This window comes from Acetobacter senegalensis (assembly GCF_001499615.1).
GTDB classification, from domain to species: domain Bacteria; phylum Pseudomonadota; class Alphaproteobacteria; order Acetobacterales; family Acetobacteraceae; genus Acetobacter; species Acetobacter senegalensis.
Genome location: NZ_LN606600.1, coordinates 1533689 through 1548705 on the forward strand (window position 1 = coordinate 1533689; position 15017 = coordinate 1548705).

Consider the following 15017-nt stretch of genomic DNA (forward strand, 5'->3'; position numbering starts at 1 on the left):
ATGCCTGTTTGTGGCCAGTTTTCCCAGAAGAACGTCCTCTTGTGGAGCACTGGTCCGTAAGATGGTTTTCCCGCCGTGTGCAGACGGACACCAACCAGCGCGCTACACGGTCCCGCCCCTGCACTTGAGCTAACAAAGCCTGCTAAATGAAGGAAAATATCATGGAATTTCGCCCTCTTGGCAAAACAGACCTGAATATTGCCCCCATCGTATTTGGTGGAAATGTATTTGGCTGGACCATTGATGAAAAAACCAGTTTTTCCATTCTGGACGCCTTTCTGGATTACGGGTTCAACGCCATTGATACGGCAGATGTCTATTCCCGCTGGAGCCCCGGCAATGAGGGTGGAGAATCTGAAACCATTATCGGGAACTGGCTGAAGGCCAACCCCGGCAAGCGGGATCAGGTGCTGATATTCACCAAGGTTGGATCAGACCTGGGCAAACCCGACGAAAAAGGCCTTTCCGAACGCTGGATCATGCAGGCTGTTGAAGGCTCCCTCAAGCGGCTGGGAATTGAGAGAATTGACCTTTATTTCTCCCATTGGCCAGATCCCGAAACACCTTACGAAGAAACACTTGGCGCCTATGAAAAACTGCTCAAGGCCGGAAAAATCCGCGCCATAGGTGCCTCCAACCTGAACGCCGAGCAATTACAGGCCTCTGTGGATGCCGCCAGAACCCATGCACTGCCGCGCTACGATGTGCTGCAACCGGAATACAATCTGTATGAGCGCTCCTCCTACGATGGCTCATTGCGTGATCTGTGCATCAAGGAAGAGCTTGGCGTGGTGACGTACTACAGCCTTGCTTCCGGCTTTCTAAGTGGCAAATACCGCAGCAAGGCTGACCTTGCCCAAAGCACACGGGGAGAAGGCATTGAGAAATATCTCACGCCGCGCGGCACCGCCATTCTACAGGCGCTTGATACCGTGGCAGCCCGCCATAATGCCAAGCAGGCAGAAATTGCGCTGGCATGGCTGATTGCCCGTAAGGGGGTGACTGCCCCCATTGCCAGCGCCACCCGCCGCGAACACGTGGCCAGTTTTGCAAAAGCAGCGCAACTGGAACTCAGTGCGGACGACATCAAGGAGCTTGATACCGCCAGCGCCTGAAAACGGCTTTTCAGCCTTTGAAAGCTGTTTGAAAAGACACCAGCAGCAAAAGGGCCAGGCCCGAAAGGACTTTTAAAAGGCAGCCCCGTTATAGAGAGGGGCTGCCAAAAGTATTACACTGGCGGATATCACCCGAATTAAGCCCCCGGCGGAACCACTGCACCCGCTGCGCGGACGTTCCGTGGGTAAAGCTATCCGGCACGGCGTAACCCCGCGCCATTTTCTGCAACCGATCATCACCCACGGCGGCGGCGGCGTTCATGCCCTGTTCAACATCGCCCGTCTGCAATATCTGTTTCGCGTCATTCGCGCGCTTGGCCCACACGCCAGCAAAGCAATCCGCCTGCAATTCTATCCTGACAGACACACCGCCTTCACCCGTTTCAGACAAACTGCTTCTCTGGGTCTGTGCCTGCTGCATGATGCCAAGTTCGTTTTGAACATGATGCCCGATTTCATGAGCAACGACATAGGCTTTGGCAAAATCTCCGCCAGCCCCAAGCCGGCCCTGCAATTCCTGAAAAAAGGCGAGGTCGAGATATACTTTATGATCCGCCGGGCAATAAAACGGCCCGACTGAGGTCTGCGCATATCCACACCCTGACGGCTCTCCGCCGCTAAACAGCACCAGATGCGGTTCGTGATATGTGCGGCCCATCTGCTGAAAATAGGTGGTCCATACATCTTCCGTGGAGGCCAGAACGCTGGAGATGAACCGCTTTTGTGCGTCATTCCCGGGAGCAGGCCCCTGCTGTGCCACCATTGACCCAGACCCTGCAGACGGCGCACCGTCCTCCAGCAGATTAAGCACCAATCGGGGATCGACTCCAAAATAGAGCGCGCCCAGAACCAGAACAAGCCCGCCTATGCTGCCGATACGGATGGGCGCACGCCCTCCGCCGCCTGAACCGCGCCTGTCCTCGATATTGCTGCTTTGGCGTTCATCATCCAGACGCATGATTTTCTGTCCTGTTCTGTCGCAGCCTGACCTGCGCGGTCTGCTTTTCAGTCTACTGTGTCTGCAATGTGTGTGCGGTATAAAAAATTTACCAAGCCAATATGCCAGGCGGGATAAGCGGCTCTCGGCATTGACTGTTATGACAATGCTTCCGCCTTGATCCGCTCATCCCGCCTTTTCAACGTCACGTAACCTGTTTTGTTACGCTGCTCTGGCTTTTACTCTGGCAAACGCAAAATAGCGTCCACGCCTTCACTACACCCAAGAACAGCCGCCTTTTCCTTGGGAGACAGAGCGCGCTCTGCCGCAGCCAGCGTGGGAGCCTCTTCCACCTTCACCAGTCCCACCAGCCTTTCCGCATTGATGGGATCACCCGCCTTGCGGGCCGGGGGCAACATGGCACGGTGCGCGGCCAGCAGACTCGTATCTGCACGCAGGGCACGCAGGGCATCATCCGGCAGTTGGGGCGCTTCATCGCTTTCCTGCGCATGTTCCAGTTTTTTCAGCACATCCGGCGGATATGTTTCTTCCGGCACCAGCAGCAGCCCGGCCTTGCGGAAATTCTGCCCCACCGCGCGGCTACTGGTCAGCGCCACCAAGGGAATGGAAAATACCAGTCCCAACAGAACAGGCGTCATCCAGAAAAACAGGGAGGGAGAAACCACCCACGCGCCAATACCCAGAACCAGCCCGAACAGGGTGAATTTGGCATATTGCTGCACCACCACCATCAGCGGAAAACCGCCATCATCGCGGCGCTGCGTATTCCAGCCGGAATCATGCCCGGAAAGAATGGACATCACCCCGGATGTCTGGATCAGCATGGCGATCGGTGCGATCAGACCGCCAATCAGCGTTTCCACCAGAACTGACCCAGCGGCTCTGATAGCGCCGCCACACCCTTTGCAGGTCACCCTGTCAAACAGCAGGGCAACATACGCCAGCAGTTTAGGGGCCAGCAGAATGGCCATGGTGCCGATAAACACATATTTCGCCTGTACCGGGTCAACATGCGGCCAGTGAGGGTAAAGGGTTTTTGTATCGCCAAAATATTCGGGCCGCTCAAAGTGAGCCTGCAAGGAAATCAGGATACCTGTCAGCAAAAACACCAGCCACAGCGGGGAGGTAACATAAGCCCCGATCCCCACAATCATGTGCATGCGGCTGATCCAGTGCAGGCCCTTGGTGGGCAGAACCTTCACATGCTGCAAGTTCCCCTGGCACCAGCGGCGGTCACGAATGGCCACATCTGTCAGAGAAGGCGGGCTTTCCTCATACGATCCATCGAGAGCAGGCACCATATGAATGGCCCAGCCCCCACGCCGCATCAATGCGGCCTCAACAAAGTCATGGCTGAGGATATGCCCGCCAAAAGGTGGCCGCCCCGGAACATGCGGGAGCCCAGCCTGCCCGGCAAAAGCACGGGTGCGGATAATGGCGTTATGGCCCCAGTAATTGCCTTCAGAGCCATGCCACCACGCAATACCATGCGCAATAATCGGACCATAAACACGCCCGGCAAACTGCTGCATCCGGGCAAACAGCGTGGTGCCCCCCACAATAACCGGCAGGGTCTGGATCAGGCCAACGGTGGGGTGCCGCTCCATGGCTCCCGCCATCCGCACCAGTGTGTCCCCGGACATGACGGAATCCGCATCAAGCGTGACCATCTGCTCATAGGCTCCGCCAAAGCGGCGCACCCATTCGCCCACATTCCCAGCCTTGCGTTCCACATTGTTATGGCGGCGACGGTAGAAAATGTTCTCATGCCCGCCTGTCTGCTCCCGCAGGGCCAGAAAGGCGGCTTCCTCTTCAACCCATACATCCGGGTTTGTGGTGTCGGACAGGATGAAGAGATCAAACGCTCCCATCTGCCCGGTTTCCCGCAGGCTCTGATAAATCGCTTTCAGGCCGGCCATAACGCGGTGGGGTGGCTCATTATAGGTCGGCAGCAACAAGGCCGTGCGGCTGCGGAGCTCCGGCAATGGTCCTGACCGCGTAATGCCAAGCCCAAGCCCGCCGCGTGTCACAAGGGAGACAAAACCCGCCAGAGCAGAGGTAAACGCCAGTGCAATCCACATGAACAGTGCCACAAACAGCACCAGCATGATCATCCCAAGGATGGAAACGCCATTGGCGTCCAGAACCTTGTGCGTGCGCCATGCACCGTAGGCCGTCAGGGCTATGGCTGAGCCCAGAACGGCCAGCCGCCGCAAGGCGACGGTGCGGGGTGATGTAACGGGTATCCGTGGCCGCCCCTCAAAATCAGGGGCCGCGTGCAGATCCTGCACGGGCATGTTGAGCGGCGATTCTGGCGGCAAAGCCTGAAACGGTGTGGTTCCCTGCGTTGCCTGCATGCTCAGGGCGTCCACCGGTACAACCATTCTTCTGAAATGGGTCCGGTATCAGAGGCCAGAACACAGCGGAGCTCCGCCAGTTTTTCATCCCCCGGCACAAATTCGAACGTAGTGCGCCAGCCATTGATGTTGGGATTGGGTTCCACCACCACATTGCGGATGGTGCCAACCGATGCCTGCGGCACCAAATGGAAGTGCGCATCCTTGGGTAGATGATCGAACGGAGAGCCCATGAAATCAATGGCGAAGAAACGGGCGTTCTTGTCATCTGTTACGGAGCCGACCCGCGTGGCCCCGATCCGCGCCAGAGACGTGGGGAAGGGGTTATCCCACCCCCAGTACATGCGGTACGTGAAACTGTATTCCTTGCCCGCTGCCAACGGCACCTTGGGCCGCCAGAAGGAAACAATATTGTCATTCACTTCGTTGGGCGTCGGGATTTCCACCAGATCCACCCAGCCTTCACCCCAATCTCCAATGGGCTCAATCCACAGGGAGGGGCGCTTTTCATAATTCAGTGCCAGATCTTCAAAATCATGGAAGTTCCTGCGCCGCTGCATCAGCCCGAACCCGCGAGGGGAGACATCATTAAACGCAGAAAACTGCAAATCCAGCGGGTTGCGCAGGGGACGGAACAACTGCTGACCGCTGCCGGTCCACATTTGCAGGGCTTCACTGTCATGCGCGGCGGGGCGCCAGTCATCCACGTGGTTGTGGTCATTGGCGTCAAAATAGAACATGCCCGTCAGAGGGGCGATGCCGGACTGGCTGATTTTGGTGCGCGGGAAAATGGCGGACTGCACATCAAACACCGTGGTGTCACCCGGACGGATGGTGAAACGGAACGCTCCGGCCAGAGAAGGACTGTCCAGCAACGCATGGATCACAATGGACTGCACATTGGGCTGCGGCTTTTCCAGCCAGAAGGCACGGAACAGCGCGAACTCCTCGCCTTTTGGGTCACCCGTGCCATCAGCAAAGCCGCGAGCGGAAAGACCGTAATTCTGCCCTTTGCCGACAGCCCGGAAGTAGGAGGCCCCCAGAAATACGCAGAATTCTTCCATCACACCCGGCGTATTGATAGCCGTGCGCAGACGCAGCCCCGCAAACCCGAGATCATCCGTGACCTCAAGGGAAGGATCACCGTAGGAGAACAGGTCCGGCGTGTAAGGAACAACGGCGGACTGGCCATCCTTCACTTCATAAATTTCAATCCGGGGACGGTAGAGAAAGCCACGCGGGAAAAATTCAGCATCAAAGGCCAGATTCTCGCCGTGCCACAGTGCCTTTTCCTCACGGTAGGCAATGCTGCGGAACTGATCAAAATTCAGATTATCAATGGCCTTGGGCAAAGACTGATCCGGCGCCTTATAAGGCGCACTGGCAAGCTGCTTGGCAATCTGACGTACCGTACCATCATCAAACGCGCCGACTGCACCATTCAGCCCTTCGGCTCTGGCCTTGCTCACAACACCGCTGGCCAGAGAGGCCAGGGTGGCCCCGGCCCCAACCTTTATCAAGTCACGTCGCTGAATGGATGATGACACACCAATCTCCCGCATTGCGTTAATGGACGGCATAACCGTTTTACTTTTTTGACAGGTTTGTTGCTTCGTTACGGCTTTTTAAGGGCATTCGGCCTGCCCCGGCGCAAGAAGCTGCTCGATTCTGGCCAGATTCTGGGCTGAAGCCTGCGCCGCTTCCTGCTCTATTTCCCGATAAAGCCGGACAACGGTCTCGCCCTCTTCTGTCAGAAAAGCACCACCCCCACCACCTGGCCGGGTGGCGACAAGAGGCGCTTTGAATAACTGATTGAGACTGTCCACCAGCAACCAGGTCCGCCGATAAGACATCCCCATGGCCCGGCCTGCCGCAGAAATGGACCCGGTTTCCGCCAACATTTCCAGCAAACGAATTTTTCCGTGCCCCAAAGCGGCCTTGCCATCCGCGTCTACCCGCAAGGTCAGTCTTACCCGATCAGGCATCAGGCGACCTGCTTTGGCTGGATGGTATTTTGCATGATAATGTGAGGACTCATGTTCTCTCTTACTCAGGCCGGAGCTGTGGCAAACCTGTCATGACACTGTTTTCCGCAAATACCATCTGGTGCCCCATGATGCCAGCCGATCTTGCGGCTACAGTCGCCCTGGCGGCTACCGTGCATACGGATTACCCGGAAGATAACGAAATTTTCACAGAGCGACTGGCACTTGCACCCCAGGGATGTTGGGTGCTTTCCGGTTCTGAGGGAGTAATGGGCTATATGCTCAGCCATCCGTGGCGGGGCAGCATAAGCCCACCGCTCAACACGCTGCTGGGAAGCCTGCCTGTTCCGGCAGACCGCTGGTATATTCACGATCTGGTTCTGGCAGAAAGCGCCAGAGGGCAGGGAGCCGCCCAAAAGGCCATTGCGCTGGCAGAAGACGCGGCCCGCAGGCTCGGTGTACCGCTGCTAAGCCTGACATCTACTCGGCATGCCCAGACATTCTGGCGCAAACAGGGTTTTGCGCCAGAAGCAGTTTCAGAAGCAGAACGGACAGTACTGGCCTCTTATGATGCAGAAGCCAGCCTTCTCAGCCGCCCGGTTTCCCCCTGAGAGGCTGGCTTACCAGCCTCCAAAAACCTCTCACACGTTTCGTGTTGAGGTTTCAGGCAGGTTTTACTCTTCTTCCTGTTCCGGCGCGGTCATCATGGCTTCTGCCACAACGCCAGCGTGCTCACGCACCTTGCGTTCAATATCCGCCGCCATTTCAGGGTGATCACGCAGGAACTGCTTGGAGTTCTCACGCCCCTGTCCGATGCGCTGGCTATCATAAGAGAACCAAGCGCCGGATTTTTCCACCACACCGGCCTTGACCCCAAGATCGATCAGTTCCCCGACCTTGCTGATGCCTTCACCGTACATGATGTCAAATTCCACCTGCCGGAACGGCGGGGCCATCTTGTTCTTGACCACCTTCACGCGGGTCTGGTTACCCACGACCTCGTCCTTATCCTTGATGGAACCCACACGGCGGATATCAAGCCGAACGGACGCATAGAACTTCAAGGCATTGCCGCCGGTTGTGGTTTCCGGGTTGCCGAACATGACACCAATTTTCAGACGAATCTGATTCAGAAAGATCATCATGGTGTTGGAGCGCGAAACGGAACCGGTCAGCTTACGCAGCGCCTGGCTCATCAGCCGGGCATGCAACCCCACGTGGCTGTCACCCATATCGCCTTCCAGTTCCGCACGCGGAACCAGAGCAGCCACACTATCCACCACCAGAACATCAATGGCGCCGGAACGCACCAGCGTATCAGCAATCTCCAGCGCCTGTTCTCCGGCGTCGGGCTGGCTGATCAGCAGGTTATCAACATCCACGCCCAGCTTCTTGGCATAGCCGGGGTCCAGCGCGTGTTCGGCGTCAATGAAGGCGCAGGTGCCGCCGCGCTTCTGCGCTTCTGCAATGGCATGCAGCGCCAACGTGGTTTTACCGGAACTTTCCGGCCCATAGATTTCAATCACGCGGCCACGCGGCAGGCCACCAATACCCAGAGCAATATCCAGCCCCAGAGAACCGGTAGGAATTACATCCGCCTGTTCACGCGGGCGCTGGCCCAAACGCATAACGGAGCCCTTGCCAAAAGCGCGTTCAATCTGCCCCAGTGCACCTTCAAGGGCTTTTGCCTTATCCATGCTTCACCTTTTCCCTGTTGCCTCCGGCTCCGGCTCCGGCCAAAGGCGCATCTCACGCTGGGGACAAGAAGCCTCAGACTGAAGCTTTTATTCCAACGCGCTTTTCTCAAGACCTGCCATAAAAACGCCGCCCCCCGCAATGACGAGCATCACGCGAGAAAGACTCCACAGTGTCAGACCTCTGGTTCTGTTCCATTTTATTTAGAACAAAATAAGAACAATTCAAGCCAAAAACAGGCGGCCGAAGCCGCCTGTCTCACCATAGCCAGAAAATATTATTTCTGCCGGTCAGACGATATGGCCAGACCAGAACCGCGCGGGTCTGTCCAGCCAAAGCATTTGCCGGAATCCCCCGGCAAACCAGCAGGGCAGGATACAAAATTGGCCCGCCCAGGCCCTGATGTCACTTCCGGCCGCCCTCCGGCCAATGCGGCCTGCAAGGCAACCGCAGCGGTATCAGCGGCCACATTCTGCCCGGATGCCGTTGCAGCAGCGCGGAATTGTGCCGCACCCTGATGCGCAATGGCAGCCGTCAGCAATGGCTGGGGCCGCCGGAGTGGAGAAGCCCCCAGCACAATCCCGGTGGAACCAGCCACACGCCCGGTGCCGAACAGGTTATTCATGGTCAGCGCACAGCTTACCGTTTCTCCCTGTCGGTCCGTCACCACAAAGGAGGTTGAGGCAGGCAGAGGAGGCAGAGCGGACCCGCTGGGCAAGCTGCCGGAAGTAAGCAGAGCCTGCGCATCCGCAACACTCGCGCTGCCGCCCTTACCGGCCTGCCGTGCACGCCAGCCGGATACAACAGTTTCGCCCCGTACCGTGGCATGACCCTGACCACCGGCAAAAGCCGCGGCAGTTCCTAACCCACCATCTGCCGGAGGCGGCAGGAAGCTGATCTGAACGCCATCGGCGCTCAGCATGAGCGGCTGTTCAGCCGTTGCCAGACTGTCGCGCAGATCAGACGAGGTCAAACCGCCCCCCGAAGCCTGAGAGGCCTGCACAAATGTCTGCCCCAGTGAGCCTCCATACAGATCGCCCACACCGGCAATCCGCATCCGCTCAAGCGCCCCGGCAAGGCGCGGCTGCACCATCAGGTCACTCACCTTCAGCACACTGCCGTTGCCATTACTGAAAATGGCGCGGGCCTTTTCATCCGCCAGCAAGGGAGACTGCACAGCCGCAAGATCAGACGCCAGAAGCCCACTGACAGGCACACCATCCGTGGCCAGATTGCGCGCCGGCACCAGAATATCGGCAAAATCCGCACTGCCGTACCGCAGTTGCATCAGATACAGGCCACGCGCCAGCATGGGCACTGCGGCAGGCCGATCAGCCTTGGCATCAGCCTGTCCGGCTTTTGGCAGGAATACAAAAGCCTGCCCCTGTTCCTGCCCCGGCTTCCAGGCCAGACATGCCCCGCCAGCACCCAGAGACGCACGGGAGGGCAGGGTGACAGACAACGCCATGCCAAGGGCAGCCGCAGCATCTGCCGCATTGCCCCCTTTGGCTAACACATCACGGGCAACAAGGGCGGCCTGGGGTTCGTCCGCCGCCACTTCGCCCACAAAGCCTGTGACCACAGGGGCGCCTGAATCCTTGTGCCCCCCAATAAGGCCACAAGCCGATAGGGAACAGGTCATCATAAGCGCCGCCATGCGGGCCTGACCTGAAAATAACGGCGCAAGCCGGGCTGAACGGGTCTTTCTGAAACGCTCGGGCACGCCTTGATGTCTCCACTTCATCTGGTCTGCCCGCAAAGGGGCGCATGGTTCTCTTCCGATAACCCTGTTCCGCACAGGCAGCAACACATCCGTGTCATTTCCTGCTCTCTGTTAGCATGCGAACGCTGCATTCCCATCCCACCAGTTCTGCTTTACAGGTGAAAAACCATGAAAAAGCTGATCTCCTCCTCTTTCAGGCCACTCGCCCTTGCCGGGGCCGCCTGTTTTCTTCTGCTTGGCAGCACCGCAGCCCCAGCGCGCGCGGCTGACAGTGGCTTCACTCCCACGCAACGCGCTGAAATTGTTGAGATCATGCGCAATGCGTTGAAGACGGACCCTTCCATCCTGTCAGACGCCATCACGGCCTTACAAGCCAAGGCTTCTGCGCAGAAAGCCACGTCAGCCCTTGAAGCCGTGCACAAGAATCCTGCCCAGTTTGGAGACAGCACGACAGACGTTGTGCTGGGCAACCCACACGGCAAGCTGAAGGTGGTGGAATTTTATGACCCCCGCTGCCCTTACTGCCGCAAGGTTCTGGCCGATCTGGACAAGCTGGTGGCCGCCGAGCCTGACCTGAAGCTGGTTGAAAAGGTCATCCCTGTGCTGGGCCCCAACAGCGTGATGGATACGCAGGCCATTCTGGCTGCCGGATTACAGAACGCCTATGTGCCGTTCCAGAAAGCTCTGATGGCAGACCCCGCCAGCGCCTCCACAGACCGGATTCGCCGCATTGCGCTCCATGTCGGGCTAGACCCGGATCGCCTGCTTTCTGACATGAAAAACCCCAAGGTCATTGCCGCAGCCAGCCACAATCTGGAACTCGCCCGCTCCATAGATCTTGAAGGCACCCCCACCTTCATTATCGGAGACAAGGAAATCATTCCCGGCGCTGTCTCCTATGATGAACTGAGAGCAGCTCTTGGCCGCCTGCGCAAAGCCGGCTGATAGCAAAAAAGGCCTCGCCCCGTGTGGGATGAGGCCTTTTTTATGAGCTGATTGAAAAGTCCGTTCCAGCGGGCCGGGGGTGTTTCCTCCACCCGGCTTTTGCCGCCTGCTTTCCGGCTTTTTCTTACGTAAAACTCAGGCTGCTTTTTCTGTCTGACGTTCCGCTGCTGAACGGCCGGGAATAACCCCTTCTTCCCGCAGCAGGACAGAAAGCGCCCGCACCATCTCGTCCATCATCTCATCAGTGTGGAATGGCCCCGGCGTAAGCCGCAGACGTTCCGTGCCTTTGGCAACCGTGGGATAATTGATGGGGGTAGCATACTGACCATATTCCGTCAGCAAGCGGCGGCTGATGCGCTTGCAGGTTTCTGCATCCCCGATCGGCACCGGCACAATGTGGCTGGGCGTCATGGTGAAGGGAATACCCGCCGCACGCAGACGCTGGCGGAAGGTATTCACCCGCTCAAACATCTTCTCACGCCGCCAGCCTTCAGCACGCACCTTGCGCACACTGGTCAGTGCCGCACCCACAACAGCCGGAGGGAGTGCTGTTGTGAAAATGAAGCCAGATGCCGTGGAGCGCAGGAAATCGACAATCTCGGCTGAAGCCGTGATGTACCCGCCATGCACGCCAAATCCCTTGGCCAGCGTGCCTTCAATAATATCAACCTGATCCGCCACGCCATCACGCTGGGAAACACCACCGCCTTCTTCACCATACAGGCCAACGGCGTGTACTTCATCCAGATAGGTGATAGCATTGTATTTGCGCGCCAGCGCACAGATACCGGCAATATCCGCCATATCCCCATCCATTGAATACACGCTTTCAAACGCGATCAACTTGGGGGCTTCCGCTGGGGCTTCCGCCAGCTTGGCTTCCAGATCAGCCAGATCATTATGTTCAAAAATAACGGTCTGAGAGCCGCGGGCCCCTTTGATACCGGCGATCATGGACGCATGGTTCATGCGGTCTGAAAAGCAGATCCAGCCCGGCATGGAGGTCAGGATGGTTTGCAGGCTGGCCTGGTTGGACACATAACCGGAAACAAACAGCAGGCCCGCTTCCTTGCCATGCAGCGATGCCAGTTCCGCCTCAAGCTGCGTATGCAGCGGGCTGGTTCCGGCAATATTGCGGGTGCCACCTGCGCCAGCGCCGTGCTCACGGATAGCCGCAATGGCTGCTTCCTGCACTTCCGGCACCACGCCCATGCCCAGATAGTCATTGGTTGACCACACCACCACTTCACGCCCTTCCGGCACGGCGGCAACTTCTTCCTCATACAGGGGAAAACGCTCAGCCAATCGCGCCAGCGGTGTAAATGTGCGGTACCGTCCTTGCTGCCTGATCTCGTTCAACGCCGAATGGCAATGTTCATAAAACGGATGCCGGGCGTTCTTGATCAATCCCACGCTACTACTCTCCTCGCGTCGTCAGAAACGGTCGGGGCACGGCGCATGGCCCGTCGGCCGTCTGGCCGGTGTCTTTTTACAGTATGACTTCACATAATGGTGTAAGCTTTACTGCACATACACCCTGATGACCGGCTTCGTCACGGTCGAATCTGGCATAGCGGTTATTTCCACTTGTTCAGGAGCCGCTCCTGCCTTGACAATTTCTTTTGTCACGGCCTGCCCATCTCCCTGCACCAGTTGCACCAGTGTCAGTTGATCAAGTTCGCTTTTTCCAGACGCCGGCACCAGACATTTTACCACAAACAGAATGTTTGGCTTCCGTGCCAATGCCTCATGCACCATCCGGTCAACTGGGGCTGCCCATTCTTCAGAAGGTGTGCCCCCCACCAGTTCCACCAGCGGCGGCACAGGGGGCGGGCCGGGCGGCGGCGGCGGAATATAGGGTTTGGGCGGTGTGCCTGCCTGCGGATTAAAGGTTTTCTGGTCCACCAGTTTGCACCCGTTCAGGCACAGCGCAACGCCTGCCAGCAGCATGATCCGCACAACAGGCCGCCTTTCTGCAAAACAGGAAACAGAGGGCATGAGGGGCAGATCTCCGAGCAGGCTGAAAAAGTAGAGTGGTCTTTCTCTCTCTTTCGCGCTCCTTTGCGCCCAACGCAAGGCAACACCCTCATAAAGACAGGCCAAAATCACGCCCGTCTGCCGTTTTGTTGTCGTTTTTCTGGCCTTTGCTTGTGTACATTCGGTTATGTGGATGAGCCCTTGCTCAAATCTCCACACCCCTTTATTGACCAAAACGCAGTGATGAGAAGACCGGTCGTCATGACAGGCCCGTCACCTGAGGCAGGCGAATGGCAACAGCCCTTTCGACAGACCATCTCCTTTCCAATGAGGAAGGAGGCCTCTCCGCTCAACAGATCAGCGTTGTGCGGATGAGCCACGCTGCGCGCCAGTTACTCCGCACGGAAACCCTGCCAGCCCATATCCGCGCAGTGCTGGAACTGATGTGCCTGCCCGTAACAGCCCTGTGGTGCCGGGTGCTCCGGTTTGATCCTGCAGCACCAGACTGGCCGGACCGGGACCGTTTTGTGGTGCCCTCCACCACCATGCAGCCCTTGCTCCGCGCCATGTTGCGCCTGACAGGCGAGAAAAAACACGCTGCTGTTCCTCTTGAATATGGTCGTCATCCTGCGGTGGAAGTGGCCCCCGGCCCGGCAGGGCAGGGGGTGGCCGCTGCTGCCGGTATGGCTCTGGCTGAACAGGCTCTTTGCCGCCGGTTTGGCCGCTCTCTGGTCAATCACCGAACTTGGGTTCTGGCGCAGGATACGGACCTTGCCACAGGTGTTGCGATGGAAGCCGCCCAACTGGCGGGCCGCTTCGGGCTGGACCGTCTGGCCGTGCTGGTCGCACCCCCTTCAGAACCCGATACTGCTGATTTTGTCGATTCGCTCACACGGTTCAGTGCCTCTGGCTGGACGGTGCGCAAGGTGGAGGCCGATAATCTTCCCGCCATCACCTCCGCTCTGGCCGCAACATTACGGGCCCGCAAACCAACGTTGATTGCCTGCCTGCCCTCCGCCGCTCCACTCTCTCCCCTTGGCCCAGACCTTCCGCCAGAAGAAGAACTGACCGGCCCGTGGAGCCCCACGGCAAGGCGTGGCGCTTCCACCCGTCGCTCCTGGTTGCGCCGCTTTGCCCGGCACCGCCAGCGCACCGCCTTTGAACGCGAACAGACGGCACGCCCGCCCACACTGTTCCATGAAGACTGGCAGCGCGCGTGGGAATGGCGGATGCGCACCGCCTTGGAAACCTCCACTCAGGAATCCGGGCTGGCTGGGCTGGATGCTCTATCGGATATCCTGCCGGAACTGACCTGCCTTACCGCAGCCTCCGCCAAGAACGCGCCTCCCTCTGACCAGAATACTGCCGGATGGCAAAGGCCCGTGGCACTGGCCAAAGGTCGGGAATGCGGTATTCAGGAACACGGCATGGCTGGTATGCTCAACGGTCTTGCCTTGCATGGTGGTGTGCTGGCCTGCGCCGCCGCCAGCATGATGACCGTGGACCGCATGCGTTCCGCGCTACGCATGGCCGCCTTCATGCGCCAGAAAGTGCTGTATCTTCTTACCGGAGACGGTCTGGCCCTTGGGGATGGCGGCGGCGCGTGGCAGCCGGTTGAACAGTTGGCCAGCCTGCGCGCCACCCCTAATCTGGCCGTTTTCCGCCCCGGCAGCGCAGAGGAAACCTTCAAATGCTGGGAGGCCGCTCTCCACTGGCAGGGTGGCCCGGCTGTTCTGGTACTGTGTCCCCACCAGAACACGCCCCTCCGTTTTCCGGCCGCAGTCTTGGGGGGCGCAACCCGTGGCGGATACGTTATCCGCAGTCCGGAAAAACGGCAGGTCACGCTGATTGCCTCCGGCCCAGAGGTTGCCATTGCGCTTGAAGCATCGCACCATCTGGCGCAGCGGAACATCCGCGCTGCGGTGGTATCCATCCCATGTTGGGAACTGTTTGCCGCCCAGCCCGGCACGTACCGCCGCGCAGTTCTGGGAGGAGCGGGATTACGGATAGGGATTGAGGCCGCATCCGGCTTTGGCTGGGAACGCTGGCTTGGCCCGGAAGGAATTTTTGTTGGCATGGATGATTTCGGCACGTCTGCCCCGGCCAACGCATTGTATGAGCGTTTCGGCATTACTGCTGAAGCGATCTGTGAAAAGGTGGAGCATCACCTTTTTGCCTCAGGCGCTGCACGGGGAGCTTCCTCGTTCGCGCCGGACCAGCCTCGGGCACGCGCTCGGGGACCGTTACTGACAAGACCATAAA

Annotated in this window: 12 protein-coding genes; 4 read left to right on the forward strand and 8 right to left on the reverse strand. The window is 58.5% G+C overall.

Annotated elements, in window-relative coordinates; all coding sequences use genetic code 11:
* The first annotated feature begins 161 nt into the window (after nucleotides 1-161).
* Nucleotides 162-1115 carry an aldo/keto reductase gene (locus ASN_RS06805; protein ID WP_058987690.1) on the forward strand — a complete coding sequence of 318 codons (954 nt, stop codon included), beginning with the start codon at nucleotides 162-164 and terminating at the stop codon, nucleotides 1113-1115.
* Between the two features lie 88 nt (nucleotides 1116-1203).
* Here ASN_RS06805 and ypfJ read toward each other — a convergent pair whose 3' ends face one another.
* The 4 genes from ypfJ to ASN_RS06825 form a co-directional block, all read right to left on the reverse strand.
* Nucleotides 1204-2073 (reverse strand): KPN_02809 family neutral zinc metallopeptidase, encoded by an 870-nt coding sequence (gene ypfJ / locus ASN_RS06810; RefSeq protein WP_058987692.1) that lies wholly within the window; start codon nucleotides 2071-2073, stop codon nucleotides 1204-1206.
* A 218-nt stretch (nucleotides 2074-2291) separates the two neighbouring features.
* Nucleotides 2292-4457 carry a glucans biosynthesis glucosyltransferase MdoH gene (mdoH, locus tag ASN_RS06815; protein WP_058987693.1) on the reverse strand — a complete coding sequence of 722 codons (2166 nt, stop codon included), beginning with the start codon at nucleotides 4455-4457 and terminating at the stop codon, nucleotides 2292-2294.
* The gene (locus ASN_RS06820; protein ID WP_039903444.1) at nucleotides 4433-5977 is read right to left on the reverse strand and encodes a glucan biosynthesis protein; all 1545 of its coding nucleotides are present in this window, start codon (nucleotides 5975-5977) and stop codon (nucleotides 4433-4435) included. The genes mdoH and ASN_RS06820 overlap by 25 nt, the downstream gene beginning before the upstream one ends.
* Nucleotides 5978-6055: 78 nt before the next feature.
* Nucleotides 6056-6415: a winged helix-turn-helix domain-containing protein gene (locus ASN_RS06825; protein WP_006557577.1), complete on the reverse strand. Its 360-nt coding sequence runs from the start codon at nucleotides 6413-6415 to the stop codon at nucleotides 6056-6058.
* A 92-nt stretch (nucleotides 6416-6507) separates the two neighbouring features.
* Between ASN_RS06825 and ASN_RS06830 the strand changes: the two genes are divergently transcribed.
* Nucleotides 6508-7026: a GNAT family N-acetyltransferase gene (locus ASN_RS06830; protein WP_058987694.1), complete on the forward strand. Its 519-nt coding sequence runs from the start codon at nucleotides 6508-6510 to the stop codon at nucleotides 7024-7026.
* 63 nt (nucleotides 7027-7089) lie between these two features.
* Here the strand turns inward: ASN_RS06830 and recA are convergent, their stop codons facing one another.
* A complete protein-coding gene (gene recA, locus ASN_RS06835; RefSeq protein WP_006557575.1) occupies nucleotides 7090-8112 on the reverse strand; it encodes a recombinase RecA in 1023 nt (340 codons plus the stop codon).
* Between the two features lie 275 nt (nucleotides 8113-8387).
* A complete protein-coding gene (locus ASN_RS06840) occupies nucleotides 8388-9767 on the reverse strand; it encodes a gamma-glutamyltransferase (RefSeq protein WP_407922303.1) in 1380 nt (459 codons plus the stop codon).
* A 234-nt stretch (nucleotides 9768-10001) separates the two neighbouring features.
* Here ASN_RS06840 and ASN_RS06845 point away from each other — a divergent pair, with 234 nt between their 5' ends.
* Complete coding sequence (locus tag ASN_RS06845) at nucleotides 10002-10778, forward strand: DsbA family protein (RefSeq protein ID WP_006557572.1); 777 nt, start codon at nucleotides 10002-10004, stop codon at nucleotides 10776-10778.
* A gap of 135 nt (nucleotides 10779-10913) precedes the next feature.
* Here the strand turns inward: ASN_RS06845 and hemA are convergent, their stop codons facing one another.
* Together hemA and ASN_RS06855 are read right to left on the reverse strand one after the other, a co-directional pair.
* On the reverse strand, nucleotides 10914-12191 hold the full coding sequence (gene hemA / locus ASN_RS06850; RefSeq protein ID WP_035378905.1) for a 5-aminolevulinate synthase: 1278 nt from the start codon (nucleotides 12189-12191) through the stop codon (nucleotides 10914-10916).
* A 108-nt stretch (nucleotides 12192-12299) separates the two neighbouring features.
* On the reverse strand, nucleotides 12300-12776 hold the full coding sequence (locus ASN_RS06855) for a hypothetical protein (RefSeq protein ID WP_039903443.1): 477 nt from the start codon (nucleotides 12774-12776) through the stop codon (nucleotides 12300-12302).
* A gap of 269 nt (nucleotides 12777-13045) precedes the next feature.
* Between ASN_RS06855 and ASN_RS06860 the strand changes: the two genes are divergently transcribed.
* Nucleotides 13046-15016, forward strand: coding sequence for a transketolase-like TK C-terminal-containing protein (locus ASN_RS06860; protein ID WP_006557569.1), 1971 nt, complete (start codon nucleotides 13046-13048; stop codon nucleotides 15014-15016).
* Nucleotide 15017: the final 1 nt, after the last annotated feature.